Annotated in this window: 15 protein-coding genes and 1 tRNA gene; 8 read left to right on the plus strand and 8 right to left on the minus strand. The window is 36.8% G+C overall.

All coding sequences use genetic code 11. From position 1 onward, the window contains the following. Positions 1-160 precede the first annotated feature (160 nt). The 3 genes from H0Z36_RS05055 to H0Z36_RS05065 all read right to left on the minus strand — a co-directional run bounded on the left by H0Z36_RS05055 (position 161) and on the right by H0Z36_RS05065 (position 3,843). Positions 161-237, minus strand: a tRNA-Pro gene (locus H0Z36_RS05055). 97 nt (positions 238-334) lie between these two features. After that, on the minus strand, positions 335-1,279 hold the full coding sequence (locus tag H0Z36_RS05060) for an HD domain-containing phosphohydrolase (protein WP_296864163.1): 945 nt from the start codon (positions 1,277-1,279) through the stop codon (positions 335-337). 182 nt (positions 1,280-1,461) lie between these two features. After that, complete coding sequence (locus H0Z36_RS05065; protein WP_296864164.1) at positions 1,462-3,843, minus strand: PAS domain S-box protein; 2,382 nt, start codon at positions 3,841-3,843, stop codon at positions 1,462-1,464. Positions 3,844-3,958: 115 nt separating this feature from the next. Here H0Z36_RS05065 and H0Z36_RS05070 point away from each other — a divergent pair, with 115 nt between their 5' ends. Next, on the plus strand, positions 3,959-4,579 hold the full coding sequence (locus tag H0Z36_RS05070; RefSeq protein WP_296864165.1) for an HD-GYP domain-containing protein: 621 nt from the start codon (positions 3,959-3,961) through the stop codon (positions 4,577-4,579). Between the two features lie 89 nt (positions 4,580-4,668). On the opposite strand, the gene H0Z36_RS05075 is transcribed toward H0Z36_RS05070, so the two are convergent. Further along, positions 4,669-5,496 (minus strand): pyruvate, water dikinase regulatory protein, encoded by an 828-nt coding sequence (locus tag H0Z36_RS05075; protein ID WP_296864166.1) that lies wholly within the window; start codon positions 5,494-5,496, stop codon positions 4,669-4,671. 112 nt (positions 5,497-5,608) lie between these two features. Then, on the minus strand, positions 5,609-6,727 hold the full coding sequence (locus tag H0Z36_RS05080; RefSeq protein WP_296864167.1) for a S8 family peptidase: 1,119 nt from the start codon (positions 6,725-6,727) through the stop codon (positions 5,609-5,611). 126 nt (positions 6,728-6,853) lie between these two features. Between H0Z36_RS05080 and H0Z36_RS05085 the strand changes: the two genes are divergently transcribed. Then, positions 6,854-7,000, plus strand: a complete 147-nt coding sequence (locus H0Z36_RS05085) for a hypothetical protein (RefSeq protein ID WP_296864168.1) — start codon at positions 6,854-6,856, stop codon at positions 6,998-7,000. A gap of 77 nt (positions 7,001-7,077) precedes the next feature. Further along, entirely contained in the window at positions 7,078-8,223 is a 1,146-nt protein-coding gene (locus tag H0Z36_RS05090; protein ID WP_296864169.1) for a DUF763 domain-containing protein, read from the plus strand. A gap of 53 nt (positions 8,224-8,276) precedes the next feature. Here the strand turns inward: H0Z36_RS05090 and H0Z36_RS05095 are convergent, their stop codons facing one another. Then, positions 8,277-9,977, minus strand: a complete 1,701-nt coding sequence (locus H0Z36_RS05095) for an acyl-CoA dehydrogenase (protein WP_296864170.1) — start codon at positions 9,975-9,977, stop codon at positions 8,277-8,279. A 271-nt stretch (positions 9,978-10,248) separates the two neighbouring features. On the opposite strand from H0Z36_RS05095, the gene H0Z36_RS05100 reads away from it, so the two are divergent. From H0Z36_RS05100 to H0Z36_RS05120, 5 genes are all read left to right on the plus strand, one after another. Further along, on the plus strand, positions 10,249-10,848 hold the full coding sequence (locus tag H0Z36_RS05100) for a hypothetical protein (protein ID WP_296864171.1): 600 nt from the start codon (positions 10,249-10,251) through the stop codon (positions 10,846-10,848). A gap of 85 nt (positions 10,849-10,933) precedes the next feature. Beyond that, complete coding sequence (locus H0Z36_RS05105; RefSeq protein WP_296864172.1) at positions 10,934-11,095, plus strand: hypothetical protein; 162 nt, start codon at positions 10,934-10,936, stop codon at positions 11,093-11,095. A 280-nt stretch (positions 11,096-11,375) separates the two neighbouring features. Next, positions 11,376-12,188, plus strand: coding sequence for a septum site-determining protein MinD (gene minD, locus H0Z36_RS05110; protein ID WP_296864173.1), 813 nt, complete (start codon positions 11,376-11,378; stop codon positions 12,186-12,188). A gap of 15 nt (positions 12,189-12,203) precedes the next feature. Continuing rightward, positions 12,204-12,455: a cell division topological specificity factor MinE gene (minE, locus tag H0Z36_RS05115; protein ID WP_296864174.1), complete on the plus strand. Its 252-nt coding sequence runs from the start codon at positions 12,204-12,206 to the stop codon at positions 12,453-12,455. 10 nt (positions 12,456-12,465) lie between these two features. Next, positions 12,466-13,071 carry a septum site-determining protein MinC gene (locus H0Z36_RS05120; protein ID WP_296864175.1) on the plus strand — a complete coding sequence of 202 codons (606 nt, stop codon included), beginning with the start codon at positions 12,466-12,468 and terminating at the stop codon, positions 13,069-13,071. A gap of 12 nt (positions 13,072-13,083) precedes the next feature. Here H0Z36_RS05120 and H0Z36_RS05125 read toward each other — a convergent pair whose 3' ends face one another. Together H0Z36_RS05125 and H0Z36_RS05130 are read right to left on the minus strand one after the other, a co-directional pair. After that, complete coding sequence (locus H0Z36_RS05125) at positions 13,084-14,469, minus strand: nucleoside recognition domain-containing protein (protein WP_296864176.1); 1,386 nt, start codon at positions 14,467-14,469, stop codon at positions 13,084-13,086. Then, entirely contained in the window at positions 14,466-15,221 is a 756-nt protein-coding gene (locus tag H0Z36_RS05130; protein ID WP_296864177.1) for a FeoB small GTPase domain-containing protein, read from the minus strand. The genes H0Z36_RS05125 and H0Z36_RS05130 overlap by 4 nt, the downstream gene beginning before the upstream one ends. Positions 15,222-15,244: the final 23 nt, after the last annotated feature.

Here is a 15,244-nt window from a genome sequence, read left to right on the forward strand (position 1 = left end):
GGTTTTAGCAATACACGACACTATTTTCTTCACAGCACCTTACTTGTAAACTGTGATCTATGTTTTTCAGCAAAAGCTCTAGTTCCTTCTTTAAAATCATCTGATGCCCATGCTAAAACTTGATTAAGACTTTCCAGCTCAGCCCGGACATAAAAATAAATGGTCGGGATGACAGGATTTGAACCTGCGACCTTCTGGTCCCGAACCAGACGCTCTACCAAGCTGAGCCACATCCCGACACAAAAATATTAATTTAAAATCAATGCAAGAATTATTCTACATTAAAAAATGAATAAATTCAAGAAGATATTATACTTTACCCTTTCAAAATATTTTATCTGCTTAAAGCCTCATGGATTTTATCATACAAAACCCGTGTTATTTTGGCATCAAGCTGACCGAAAGAACGATTTCGCAATTCATTTAAAGCAACAGAAAAATCTACTGCTGCTGCATAAGGACGATCAGTAGTCATAGCATTAAATATGCTGGAAACCGCTGTCATACGGGCATAAAGGGGTATATCACTTCCTAAAACTCCCTGGGGGTAGCCTGTTCCATCTAAACGCTCATGATGCATCAAAACTCCTATTATAACCCGGGAAGGCATCCACTCGGTTTTAAGCAGGGTTTTAGCACCCAAAATAGGGTGAGTTTTTACCAGCGCCCATTCTTCTGCATCAAGGGGGCCTTTTTTCTGAAGCATTCCTTCCGGTAGCCTGGTTTCTCCTATATCATGTAAACATCCGGTTAAGCCTGCTTCCCATGTTTGATGATTGTTAAGCCTAAGCCAGATACCGAGCAGAATATTTAAAATAGCTGTATTCAGGGCATGATTTTCATAAGTGTACTCTATTCTGTTTCGTTTAATCTGCAAATAATGGTTCAACGCTGTTTTATCATCATTCATTAAATAACGGGTTAACAGCATTATATCATCCTTTAAATTTCCCTGCATCGGTTTATTATATTTTCCTCTTAAAGCCGTTCTCCTAACTTCAAACAAAAGGGTATTATATAATTTGGAAAATTCAGCAAAATTGTTGGCTTTTTCTTTCATTTTTTCCAAATTTTCATTGGAAACCGGAGAAGTACTGGTAGAAGCTCTCCCTTCTGTTTCGATATAGACAAATTCTATGCCTTTATTTAAAAGCCCCTGTTTCAATTCAGCAATTAATACTGTTCCACTCTTCAATAAGAGTCTGCCATTTTCATCAAAAATATCCTGAGCCAAACTTTCATTTATATTTAAATCGTTAAGTGAAATTTTTCTTTTCATATATCAATCTCCCCATCCACAATAACAGCTTTCATCCCTATTTTAATTTTAGCAAAATTTCATTCTCTGGTCTTATTTTTTTTGACATTTTATCCAGTCATCTTGCTCAAAATCTCCCAAAATAAAAACAAGGTTGATATCTAATACAATCTATCAACCTTGTTGCACACCATCTTAAAAAATTAACCTGCACAGGGCAAACAAATCTTTACCCTGGTTCCCTGATTTAGCTTGCTGTCCAATATTATCTCTCCCCCGTGTTCTTTTATAATCTTATAGCTTATTGACAGGCCAAGACCTGTATTAACATCTTTGGTAGTAAAAAAAGGCTCTATTACCCTTTTTAAATTATCTTCGTCTATTCCACGTCCCTCATCGGTAAAAATTATATAAATAAAGTTTTGTTCTCTCCCTGTTTCTACGGTTATCGTACTTCCTGAATCAGAAGCCTCCAAGGCATTGCGCAGGATATTTATCAAAACCTGTTCTATTTGATCTATGTCAACATAAACCTTACATACATCACCACTGCCTTTTCTCACCAGATTTACTCCCCGCATCATAAGTTCCCTGCGCATTACGATTAAAGCCTTATCCAAAAGGTGATTTATATCAGTCTCTTTTTTTTCTGTTATGATATCACGGGACAGGCGCAGGAAAGCATGTATTATATTATCAGCCTTATCTACCTCTTCTATCATCATATTATAAAAATCTTTATTTTTCGGATCATCAACTGCCAGCATCTGAGCCAACCCGCGGACAGTAGTCATAGGATTACGCACTTCATGGGCAATGCTCTGCGCTATATCACCAATAATAGCAAAACGCTGAAAAAGTTCATTTTGCTCTTTTTCAGCTTCCCTTCGCATAATCTCCGCCATTTTTTCCCGGTATAGCAAGGTTTCTATGGCAATAGATATTTCTGATACTATTTCGGCTATAATCCAGTTGTTTACATTAATTTTATCTTTCTTATATGCCCATTTAAACAAACCTATTTTCCCGTTTACACCTTTAAGGGGCATCTTTACTGCATAATCATATCCAGCCTCCCACAAATGCCGGTCATCTCTGTTAATCTTTCCACTTAGGTAATATTCAACAAATTGTCTTTCTTCTAAACCCTCAATAATATCGCAAACCTTTTTATCATGTATAGTCGAAAACCAGTTTTTTCTCTGTCTAATTGTATAAATATTAACTATATCATCATTGTATATATAAATTTCAAAGCTGTAATCCGGAATTTCTTCAGCAAAGCATTTTATAATATCAAAAAAAGCTTCATCAGCACATTTGCTTTCGGCAATTATTCTAAATATCCTTTTGACCAGGTCGTTCTTAAGTCTCTTTTCTTCATAACTCTCTCCCGAACTTTCTTCAATGTCTAAATCCTTCAATGATACCATAACTGCCGGTTTGTCATTATAAAAAAGGGACACTAATTTTAAAACAGCAGGTATTCTTGTCCCATTCTTCGTAACTACATCAGCCGTAAAACTGATTATCTCCTGTTCAACATTCTTACACTTATCTGCTACTACCGCAAAACTGCGTCTGTATTCCGGTGCTATCCATTCCCATTTTTTTAATTTTTTTAATTCATCCAGTGTATATCCGGTTATACTGCAGAACTTCCTGTTAGCAAATATGATATTATTCTCATAAATTATATTTATCGGTTCCGGAGAATTTTCCAGAAGAAACATATATCCAGATTCAAACCTGCACATCATCTGTTTATAATGCTCCATTTCTTCTACATTGCGAATATGCAGCTGCACTGCAAACTCTCCTTCATACATCGTAGAAAAATAACTTACTTCACAGTAAATCGGCATCCTATCTTTACGCAGAAAATGATGTTTTATCTTTTCTCTTACCAGAAGCTGATGATCAAATAAAACCTCCAGATAATACTCCAGCTTTTTTCTTTCTTCCTCTCTCACAAAATCCAGAGGACTTAGTCTTAACACTTCATCCTTATCATAACCAAAAATCTGACAAAAAACTTCATTGGTTGCTAAAAAACCTTCCTTTCCTATAATGCAAATACCCTCTAATGCATGCTCCAAAATACTTTTGTATCTTTGTTCTAAAATCAGCAAAGCTTTTTTAGCATCCGGATAACCTTCTGCTTCAATCAAAAAAGAAATACAAATATCCTCATGTTTGAACAATTCCATAAAAAAGGGAAGATAACTTCCATTTTTACTTTTTAAATAAACAATTTCATCTGTTTTAAGACAAACCTCTTCTTCCAGACTTTCTTCTGCAACAACAATATCAAAAAAATTTTGTCCTAATAACTCATTTCGTTTATATCCTAACAATAAAGCCCCTCTTATATTAACATCCAGAATTTTTCCCTTTCGATCATATATCACAACCGGCACACCTAAAAATTCCAGAAGACGCCATTTTCTATATTCATCGCTTCTTTTCCAGCTTTCTATTATTTTAGAAACACTAATCTCAAAATCATAATTTATGTCCACTTTTATACTCTCCTTTCTCCACCAGCAAACATATTCGTCCTTTTTTTCTATTTCCCTTGCCAAAAAAATCGTCAAATTACTGAAAAAGTCCTGAGTTTTTTATTACATAATTGCCATATTAAGGAAAACATTTTTCGCGGGTTATCAATAGAATGTAGTAGAGAAAGGAGGAAGCAACATGCAGGCAAGTATCGAAAATATCTGGAATTTTCTTAAACAAACAACCCAGGAAAGTGAACTTTTAATTATTACTAAAACCCTACTCAAAATAATTGAGATGATAGATATTTGTACCTTTTCACATGTAATTAAAACCACTTTTTATTGCTCAATATTGGCTAATACATTATCTTTATCACCAAAAGATCGTGAAAAGCTTTATTTTGCCAGCCTACTGCACGATACTGGAAAACTTTTAATAGATAAAGAAATTATATCTAAAAAAACTTTCTTAACTCCTGAAGAATGGGAGATAATAAAAAAACATCCTGGATACAGCGCAGAACTAATAAACAGTTTAGGCCCTTACCAAGATATTGCTCTTATAATAAAACATCATCATGAAAGATATGATGGGAATGGCTACCCGGATGGTTTAAAAGGAGAAGAGATACCGGTTTTCTCCCGTATGCTGGCAGTAGCAGACAGTTTCGAAGCTATGACTGGCAATCGCTCTTATAAAAAGCCTCTATCTATTGAAGAAGCCATATGCGAACTGAAAAGATGTTCCGGAATACAATTTGATCCAATAATAGTAGATTTTTTTATCCAAAGCCTCAAAAAGGCACTTATTTATTAAAAAAACAGGATGGTCTTTATTTCTAATATAAATATTATAAATATAAGCCATCCTGTTTATTATATCCATAAATTCTCACTCATCCTTCATTAAAAACGATGGTGGGTCACCCGCAAGGGCAGATTAAATTTATGGGTTATAGTATTTCCGATTTCTTCTATATCATCAGATGTAACATCAATTACCAGGCATTTAAGCTTAGAATAAATTCGGTAAGCGTTATCAAGCTCTTCTGCTACCATTTCATCCAGACTTTCTATATCTTCAGGAATTTTAAAACTTCTCATTCTTTCACGACGCAGTTTAATTAAGTTTTCCATATCAATAGTAAGCCCTACCATGGGAACCTTACCTTTAAGTTCAATAATTTCCTCTGGTATTTCTGTGTTCAGGGTTATGGGATAGTTAGCTACCTTTATACCTAAATTGGCTAAATGCATGGAAAGCGGAGTTTTTGAAGTCTGTGGAAGGCCTAATATAATAAGATCAGCTTCTTTTATCGTATCTAAATTTTGACCATTATCATGTTCTATTGCAAACTCTATCGCCTGCATGCGGTTAAAATATTGTTCATCCATTTTATGTCTGAGTCCTGTAACATATATAGGCTGAACTCCTGTTTTTTCCTCGATTGCCTGCAGTATAGGATCCATAACATTTATCGCATATATATTTTTTTCACGGGCTTTTTCTTCCAGATACCTAGCCAAACTCGGCTTAACAATTGTAAACACAATTATTGCATCTTCTTTTTCTGCCTCCTCGATTATTTTTAATACCTGCTCTTCTTTAATTACCCTGGAAAACCTGGTTATACTCCTCTCCATAGGGAATTGAAGCGACGAAGCCACTGCAATCTTTTCAGCCGTTTCACCCACCGAATCAGAAACCGCAAAAATGTGTAACCTTTTGCCCATCCTATCATCCCCCTCTCGCTCCTAACAAACTGGCTCTATAATAATATATATATTCTGTATACAGGAAGGTTTTCCCTTTTTTCCCTCAACATTTTTTTATTAAAAAAATTATTTAAACCCAAATTTCGACCTCTCCCTTATGTCCTTCTCCAGAATTATCAGAAGAAATAAAAACAGTTTCTGCCGAAAGCAAACGGGCTATTTCTTCTATCAAAGCCACCGGTTTTTCTCCTTTCATAAAAGGAGCCATTTCAAATTCATACTGTTTTTTATTAATAAAATACTTTTTTTCTCCTATTTTTATCCTCACAGCTTTTCCTCCATCAATATTGAAACTGAACAATCCATAACCGTAAGAAAAATCAAAACCCGCCTCACCTAAATCTATCGCCTGATAGTGCAAAAGTTCCTTGATATATTGAGGAACAGGATAATGTTCAAAACGCAGCATATACCTGGAATAAATCAGAGCCACAGCCCCTGCAATATGAGGTGCAGCCATAGAGGTGCCTGACAATTTTACATATCTTCCCTTTGGATAAGTAGAATAGGTATCAATACCCGGAGCCACAATATCGACACGAGGATTCGAATTGCTGAAAGATGCTATGCCGGAATATAAATCTACTGCACCTACCGCTAAAGTTTCTGAATAAAAAGCCGGATAAGATATTTCTATCGTATCAGGCTTACTATCGCCTTCGTTTCCTGCAGCACAAACTATGGTAATCCCATCATTTACTGCTTTTATTATCTCCTTGTGCAAAGCGGCATAAGGCAACATACTGCCTAAACTCATATTAATTACATTTACCTTTTCCCCTTTCTGGCCCTTCCACTTACGGGCCCAGGTCAAACCTTGAACCACAGCATTTAGACTGCCTGCTCCATACTTATTCAATACCTTTATCGCCAAAATTTTAGTTTCGGGGGCTACACCCAAAATTTTGCCATTAGCTGCAATAGTCCCGGCTACATGAGTTCCATGTCCATTTTCATCCATATAATCTTTTTCCCTAGGGACAAAACTCATACCTCCGACTACATTCGACTTTAAATCAGGATGAGTATAATCAATTCCTGTGTCTATAACAGCAACCACCGTTTTCTCTCCTCTAGTTACCGGCCACATCCTTTGCGCAGCAATAAGTGCTACCCCCGGAGGTATCCAAGGCTTATCACTCAAAGTGGTTCTATATATTCCCTTAATATCAGAATTAACCATGCGCATTTTTTACCCCTCCCCTCTTATCTTAAGACGGAAAGACTCAATCGGTTACTGATTAAATTTTCAGATAAGTTTTTTATTTTCCCTTTATATCCTTTTTACGTAACCAGCATGTTATTATATTTAGTAGTGTTTGATAGAGGTGATATCATGACCGATGCCGAAACTACTGCCCTTATCATACTGCTTCTTCTATTAGGAGGAGGAATTTTGGCAGCAATCATTGGTGTATTCATATTCAGCGACCGCGATTATTGGAAAGACCTTTTTAAGTAAAAAATCAACAAACATATGTTCTTAAAAGCCTCTTTATAGTATAATGAAATCATATCTAACATTGGAGGATTTATCGGATGAAAACAGGTTCAGCTGATTTGCCCCTGCATAGCGGCAAATGCCCATCCTGGCTTTTTGAACATATGAAAAAGCTTAGTACAGCTATAATTGAAGTAATATTAGAAGAAAGCGGAAGCTCAGAGGTTCTGCGCCGTTTATCAGACCCCTACTGGTTTCAATCCTTAGGATGTGTAGCAGGCTTCGACTGGCATTCTTCTGGACTTACTACTACTGTTTGTGGAGCTATCAAGGAAGGTTTATCCTCTTTAAACACCGGTATTTTCTTTGCCGGCGGCAAAGGAAAAACTGCCCTCAATACCCCTAAAGAAATAGAACAAATAGCCGATAAAATTCCTTTGCAAACCTCTCCATCCTCTCTTATTTATGCCAGCAAAATGGCAGCCAAAGTTGATAATGCCGCAGTTCAGGACGGCTATCAAATATATCATCATTTTTTTGTGTTCACTGCAAGCGGAGAATGGGCAGTAATTCAGCAGGGCATGAATGAAAGGCTAAAACAGGCACGCAGGTATCACTGGTTGAGTCTTAATTTAAATAGCTTTACCGAAGAACCTCATACTGCTATATGTTGTGATAAAAAAGGAGAAACTTTAAACCTAGTTTCACATAAAAACTCAGATTTGCGCAGTTTAAGCATTCAAATAGCTGAGTTAAAACCTGAAAAAATATTGCACGAACTTAACCTTATATCCCATTTAAAAATGCCTCCACATCACACTATCCCTAATACAAAATACCTTGACAAATCATTAAGGGCACTCTATGAAAACAGACCTGAAGATTTTGAAAAGCTTCTTTCCATTAAAGGAGTCGGTCCCAGAACCCTCAGAGCACTGTGCCTAGTAGCTGAAGTAGCTTATGGAGCAAAACCTAGTTTTGAAGACCCCGTGCGCTATTCCTTCGCCCATGGAGGCAAAGACGGCTTTCCTTTTCCGGTAAATGAAAAAGATATTGAAAACTCTTACCAAACCTTAAGAAGGGCTCTTAAAAAAGCTAAAGCCGGCCATGCCGAAAGTCTGAGGACATTAAAAAGGCTTGCTGAATGGCATTCTAAAACGGTAAATATCAGGGCAACCCCTGAACTTTTTGAAGAAAAAACCAATTTTAACCATCAAATAATAACTCAATCTACTCTGTTTTAACCTGACACAAAAAATAAAGCGGGGGAACAATCCCTCGCTTTTATCAAATTTTTTTACGGATTCATTTCATAGGCTCCTACTAATGACAAAACATGGTCATTCCATACCTTGTCTGTATTATCGCTGTTTACCGGCAGTTTGATAATTTTCATGAGATTAGCTATTTGCGCTTCACTGTTGCGATGATTTGATACCATCTGTAAAGCATACTGCGAAGTATCCCTAACAATAAAGTTGAAAATTTCATCTACGATTTCCTGTGGTATATTGTAAATCTTGGCATTTTCAAGAATAAGCTGTGCATAAGGAATCATGGTGAATATTTCTCCCAAAGCCAGCATATAATCCTTGTTATCTGCCTGTTCTTTGTCAGGAGGAGTATCAGACAGAAATGCGCGCAAAAGCTCAATCTGGTCTTTAAATACTTCGATATTCGGAGTAGATATTCCGGCATAAGGCCGCTTATAATCCGGGAACTTAACTGCTTTAAGGCTTCCTGCCTTCTGATTCAAAATATAGTCATCATTTGCTATATCATCTCTCAGCGGAATTTCCGGCAGGTCTATATTATTGAACAGGTAATTTCCCATAAACCGAACTACCAATCCCATATTAACATGAGTAGTTCCTTCTAATCTCGGAATCATGCCAATATCTCTTACAGCCATTTCAAAATAGGTATCCTGTTCAAAACCTTTTGCTGCAATAGCATCCAAAAGCATATCAATAATCTTCATGCCTTCGGTAGTAACTTTCATCTTCTGAATCGGGTTGTATAAGAGATAGCGCCGGTCATTATCATTGGCAGAACGGAAATAGTCAATTGCCCGCATAGCAAAGAGACGCATAGCCACAAGGCGTACAAAAGACTCGGTAAAGAGTTTCTTGATATGCGGGAAATCAGTTACCCGGTGTCCATAGAGCCAACGGTTATAGGCATGATTTATAGCTTCATAAAGTGCATGGGTGCAAATACCGACAGAACAAAAGCCAAGCTGGAATTTCCCTACATTGATGGTATTGAGAGCTGAATCCCATGCCCTTTGCCCGCTGGATAAAATCTCACTCCGAGTTATAGGATAATCATGCAATGAATATGCAGCAACATAAGCAGGGCGATTTCCTGAAGTGTTGATTTTTTTCACACATTCATAATTGGGATGAGTTGTTTCAACTACAAAAAATACAAAATCATTGGTATCAGCATAACGACCGAAAGTTGACACTAAAGCAGCTTTATTTCCATTTCCTATGTAGTATTTGTCCCCTCTTGCCAGATAAGTTCCATCTCCTCTGGGATAAAGCTTCATCTCATTGGCATATAAATCTGCTCCGTGTTCCTTTTCTGAAAGCCCGAAAGCAAAAATACCGCCTTCTTTAAGAAGCTGTCCGGTTTTCTTTTTAACTTCCTCATTATCTCCCATCCAAATAGGGCCTAATCCCAATATACTTACCTGATAACAATATTGATAAGACAAACCGTAAAAACCAAGCAGTTCATTATACTGGGCAATCCGGTACATATCAAACCGGGCATCGGGATCGCCATATCCAGCAGGGGTCAAAAGGGTTGCATAAGCCTGAGTTTCTTTCAGCATATTAATATAATCATCATACCATCTTATATCCTGGTCATCTTCCTTTATACTAGCCAACCCCTTGTTTTCAAAAAAATCGATGGTCTTTTGAAAAATATCGTTTGTTTTTTCATCTTTAAAAGGCCTATGGTATTTTTTCGGGTTAAGTAAAAACATCCACATTCCCTCCAGCACGTATATTATTTTATTAAATATTATGTCACATTGTATTAAAAGCGTCAAATATATAATTGCAAAGAATTATTTGTTTTGTTTTAATTTTACGACTATTTATCCAGGATCATAAATATTTTCAGTGAAGTCCATAAAATTTGATTTTGTGAAAAAAAGGACAAAAAGGCTTGTATTTATTTGTGAAAGATATTACAATCACATTAGAAGGATTAATTGTCTTTTAAAAGGCAAAACTTTTAAGGAGGTTACAATTATGGCTGCTACTGCCCTCTTTATTCAAAACCAAATAACAAAAGAGACAGAAAAGATCAAATTCAAAGTTCCAACAACAGCCAGCGAAGCATATACACTAGGAATCACTATGTCAAGCTTATTCCTGCATATTTTAACTATTTTATCTTCACAATGCAAAAGCGAAAAGGGACGTGAAATTTTAAATCTCTTTGCTGCCCAGGAAGAAAAAGAAATAAAAACTTTTTCATCCGATTTTAAATTTGCGCTTAACTGTGAAATCACCCGTTTTTATCAATCGGGAGGAACTATCATCCCCTTGGATATTTCAAAAGAACAGATCGCGGAAACTAAACTTTTAATAACCAGAAACTTAGAAAACTTTTTCAACTGGATGCAGGAAATTGAAAACAGTTTTGCAAACAACCCTTCTCCTGATGCAAGCAAATATTTCAACACCAAAAACGTCGAAGATGTTTTTGCAACCTGTATGAAAGCACGCATGAGTATTATTGGACTGTACAGGCGGCTTGCTAAACTTTATCCAAAAGGAAACATCAGCAAAGCATTTGAAGAAATGGCTCTTACCCTGGAAAAAGGAAATGAAAACCTGTTAATCTAAAATAATGCATACTATCAAGAATATTTATTAGCAAAAATATTTCGTTCACATTATTATAATTTAATGACATCGAAAGGAGGGAAACATGATGCAGGAAAGAGATAAGGAATTTGCTAAAGCTGTTGATGAAATAGTTAAAGGAATTGACGAAAATTTTCCCAGAATATTTTCAAAGTCTAAATCCCCTTCTAAACCGCGGAAAACTTTAACCCGTATGGTCATAAATTTATTAAATATCTCTAAATAAATTTTTATAATCTTTAGAGTATTGCAAAAAATCATTTTACATGTAATAATAAAGATACCTTCACCCCCCAAGTATAAATATAAATTCCATCACATTCCCTCTCCACATGAGCCCGTAAAGGGCTCATGTAGTTTTCTGCACATTTTTTATTTTCTTCGTCCCGGTTCATTCATTTTCCATAAATAGCAGTTTATTCTGAGAAAAATATCATTTAAAATTAATATATATGTAGAATCTTTATTTCATTTATTATCAATGTCTTCAGGGAGGGCCATCTAATATGAACAACAATGAAAATAATAGTCAGGTTATAGTAGTCACTTCAGGTAAAGGTGGAGTAGGCAAAACTACCACTGTAGCCAATGTAAGCTGTGCACTTGCCCGTATGGGACATAAAGTAGCAGTTATGGATCTTGATATTGGCCTTAAAAAACTTGACTTAATATTAGGACTGGAGAATCGTGTAATATATGACATCGTTCAAGTCATTGAAGGGGAATGCACTTTAAAACAGGCCTTGGTAAAAGATAAACGTTTTGGTCATCTTTATATGCTTCCTGCAGCCCAGACCCGTAATAAAGATGATATAACCCCTGAACAGGTAAAAAAAATATGTGACGAAATGCGCAAAGATTTTGATTATATCTTTATAGACTGCCCTGCGGGAATTGAACAAGGATTCAGAAATGCTATTGCTGCTGCTGATAAAGCCATAGTTGTAACTAATCCTGAAGTATCCGCCGTCCGAGATGCAGATCGGATAATCGGCATGCTCGAATCCGCCCAGTTTAAGGATATAAAACTTATAATTAACCGTCTCCGCATAGATATGGTCAAAACCGGCAATATGCTAAGCATTGACGATTTACTCGAACACCTATGTATTGACCTTTTAGGAGTAGTTCCGGAAGACAAAAATGTAGTAATTTCAACCAATAAAGGCGAACCTATAATTTTAAACGAACGTTCAGCGGCAGCCACTGCTTTTAATAATATTGCCCGGCGCATCACCGGTGAAAAAGTTGATATACAGGATTTTGAGGAAAATCCGTCATTCTGGTCAAAAATAAAAACTCTTTTCGCTGGAAAATAAAAGGGGGATCTAGCAATGATAGAATTCCTTAAAAAAATTTATTCCCGAGAAAACAATTCAAGCCGGGCACAGGCTAATGAAAGGCTGCGCATTGTTTTGGCTCATGATAGAGCCGGAACTTCAAATCAGCTCATGGAAACCTTAAAAGAAGAGATCATCCAGGTTATCGCCAAACATGTCGAAATTGCTGGCACGCCTGAAGTAACCATCATTCATGAAGGAAGGCAGTCGGCACTCGACATCAATATTCCGCTAAAAGGCAGGTAAATGGCAGGCTATGATAAGCATAAAAGGAATAAATGGGAATCTGGTATTCACCTTCAGCAAAGGCAGCTTTAATGAATACATAGATTTTCTACGTCAAAAATTTTCAGCTAATCCTAATCTCTTTGCCGGTTCTAAAGTCATTTTCCGCGGGGAAGGTTTAGAAAATCTTTCCCATCAGCAAATAGCTGAAATACAAAAGCTATGCCTTGAATACGGCGTGATACTTAATAATACAATATTTACCCCTGAAAAATCTTCAGGCAATGATGTCATAGTATACCGCAATGTTCGGAGCGGGCAAAAAATTCGTTCTGAAGGTTCAGTAATAGTATGGGGCAATGTGCATGAAAGTGCCGAAATAATAGCTGCCCATGATATAATTGTTCTTGGCAAGTTAGAAGGTATAGTACATGCCGGCTTTTATGGGGATAAAAACAGTATTATCTTTGCCCTCCAAATGGCACCAGGGCAAATTCGCATTGCTGACAAATTTTCCCGTTCCCCATCCGGGCATACTGCGAAAGACTATCCAGAAATCGCCTATCTTGAGGAAGATAATATCTGTGTAAGCCGCTACATCCCACAGGAAAATTTAGCGCGGTTAAACATAATATGAGGTTTAGCCGCGCTAAACCAGCCATCTTAATGTTTGGGCTCCTATAAAACACACCGCCCCAGCAACAAGAAGAGGAATTATAAATGCTAAAAAGCTCCATTTTAAGCTGTTAGTTTCCCGCTTAATCGTAAGTAATGTAGTTGCACAAGGATAATGCAAAAGAGAAAAAAGCATAACACATAGCGCCGTAATCCAGGTCCAGCCACACTGTTCTATCAAAATAGAGCGCAAACTTTCTAAACTTTCAACCTCGATCATAACTCCCGTAGAAAGATAACCCATTATCATCAAAGGCAGCACTATTTCGTTAGCCGGCAGCCCTAAAATAAAAGCAGTTAAAATAACCCCATCAAGCCCTATGAGCCTGCCAATCGGCTCTAAAAAACTCGTCATATACTGTAAAAGGCTGCAGTCTCCTACCACAGTATTAGCCATAATCCATATTATCCCTCCAGCCGGAGCAGCTACAATTATAGCACGCATTAAAACAAATATTGTTCTGTCGAATATCGATCTTACTATTACCTGCCCTATAAGAGGCCGACGATAAGGGGGAAGTTCCAAAACAAAATTCGATGGAATACCCTTCAACAAAGTCTTTGATAAAACGTAAGATATAAACAAAGTCATTAAAACACCAATCAAAACTAGGCCTGCAACTATCCCTGCAGCTATAATCCCCTTATAAGCCGCTGTTCCACCAAAAAAAATCATAGATAATGCAATAACTAGAGGAAATCTTCCATTGCAAGGCACAAAATTATTCGTTAATATAGCTATCAAGCGTTCACGGGGAGAATCAATAATACGGCATGAAGTTACTCCTGCTGCATTGCATCCAAACCCCATACACATGGTAAGAGCCTGTTTTCCACAAGTCCCTGCTTTCTGGAAAATACTATCCAGATTAAAAGCTACCCTCGGCAGATATCCGGCATCTTCAAGCAAAGTAAACAAAGGAAAGAATATAGCCATAGGAGGCAGCATAACTGAAACTACCCAGGCCACCGAATGGTAAACCCCTGATACAAAAAAACCTTGTATAAAGTCAGACCAGCCTGCTGCAACAAAAAGCTGCGTAATCTTCTCTTCAATAGCAAAAAAAGCCGCTGCCAACAATTCTGAGGGATAATTAGCCCCAATAATGGTAATAAAAAATACCAGCCCGAGCAATGCTAGCATAATAGGAATTCCCAAATACCTGGAAGTTACTATATCATCTATAATAGTATCAATATCAACCTTATTATCTCCTTTTATTACTACCTTTTGAGCTATACTTTCTGCCTGACAGTAAATACTCTTAAGAATAGTTTCGCTGTAATCTTTATGATTTTTTTGCAATTCCTGGCTTAAATTTGATAAATCAGTCTTAACAAAAATATTATTTGCATTCATAAGATCACACTGCTTTCTTCAGTCCAGTATTGGTTTATCCCTTCCCATAAACCTTTATCTCCATCTATAATGCGCAAAGCAACCCAACGGGGATTTATAAATCTACTTACAGGAAGCTGCATAAGCTGAGATTGTATTTTTTCTACTAATAATTCTATTTCAGTATCATATCTGACTAAACAGGGAAAAGTTTTAATTCTACCCTCCACCATATCCTTTATCAGGATTTTAAGTTCATCAAGCCCTTTTTTAGCCCTGGCTGCCGTTGCTAACACCGGAACTCCCAGCTCACAGGATAACCTTCTGGTATCAACATACAGTGATTTTCTCTTTGCTTCATCGATGAGATTTACACAAACAATAACCTTATCCGTTATTTCTAATATCTGTAAAACTAAATTGAGATTCCTCTCTAAACAGGTTCCATCTGTTACCACCACCGTCACATCAGGACAACCAAAACAAATAAAGTCCCGCGCTACCTGTTCATCGGAAGAATTAGCAAAAAGAGAATAAGTCCCCGGTAAATCTATAAGTTTATATCTGCGGCCTTCAAAAATAAACTCACCCTGAGCCTGAACTACTGTTTTACCTGGCCAATTACCAGTATGCTGCTTCATTCCAGTCAAATTATTGAATATGGTGCTCTTCCCTGTATTAGGGTTACCGGCTAAGGCCACCACCACCTCATCAGGTGAAGATATTTCAACATTAAACTTTTTTCTCACCTTAACTAACTCTTCAAAATTCATCCTTAAACCTCCACCATACTTTA

Source organism: Thermosyntropha sp., assembly GCF_017656155.1.
Lineage (GTDB): Bacteria > Bacillota > Syntrophomonadia > Syntrophomonadales > Syntrophomonadaceae > Thermosyntropha.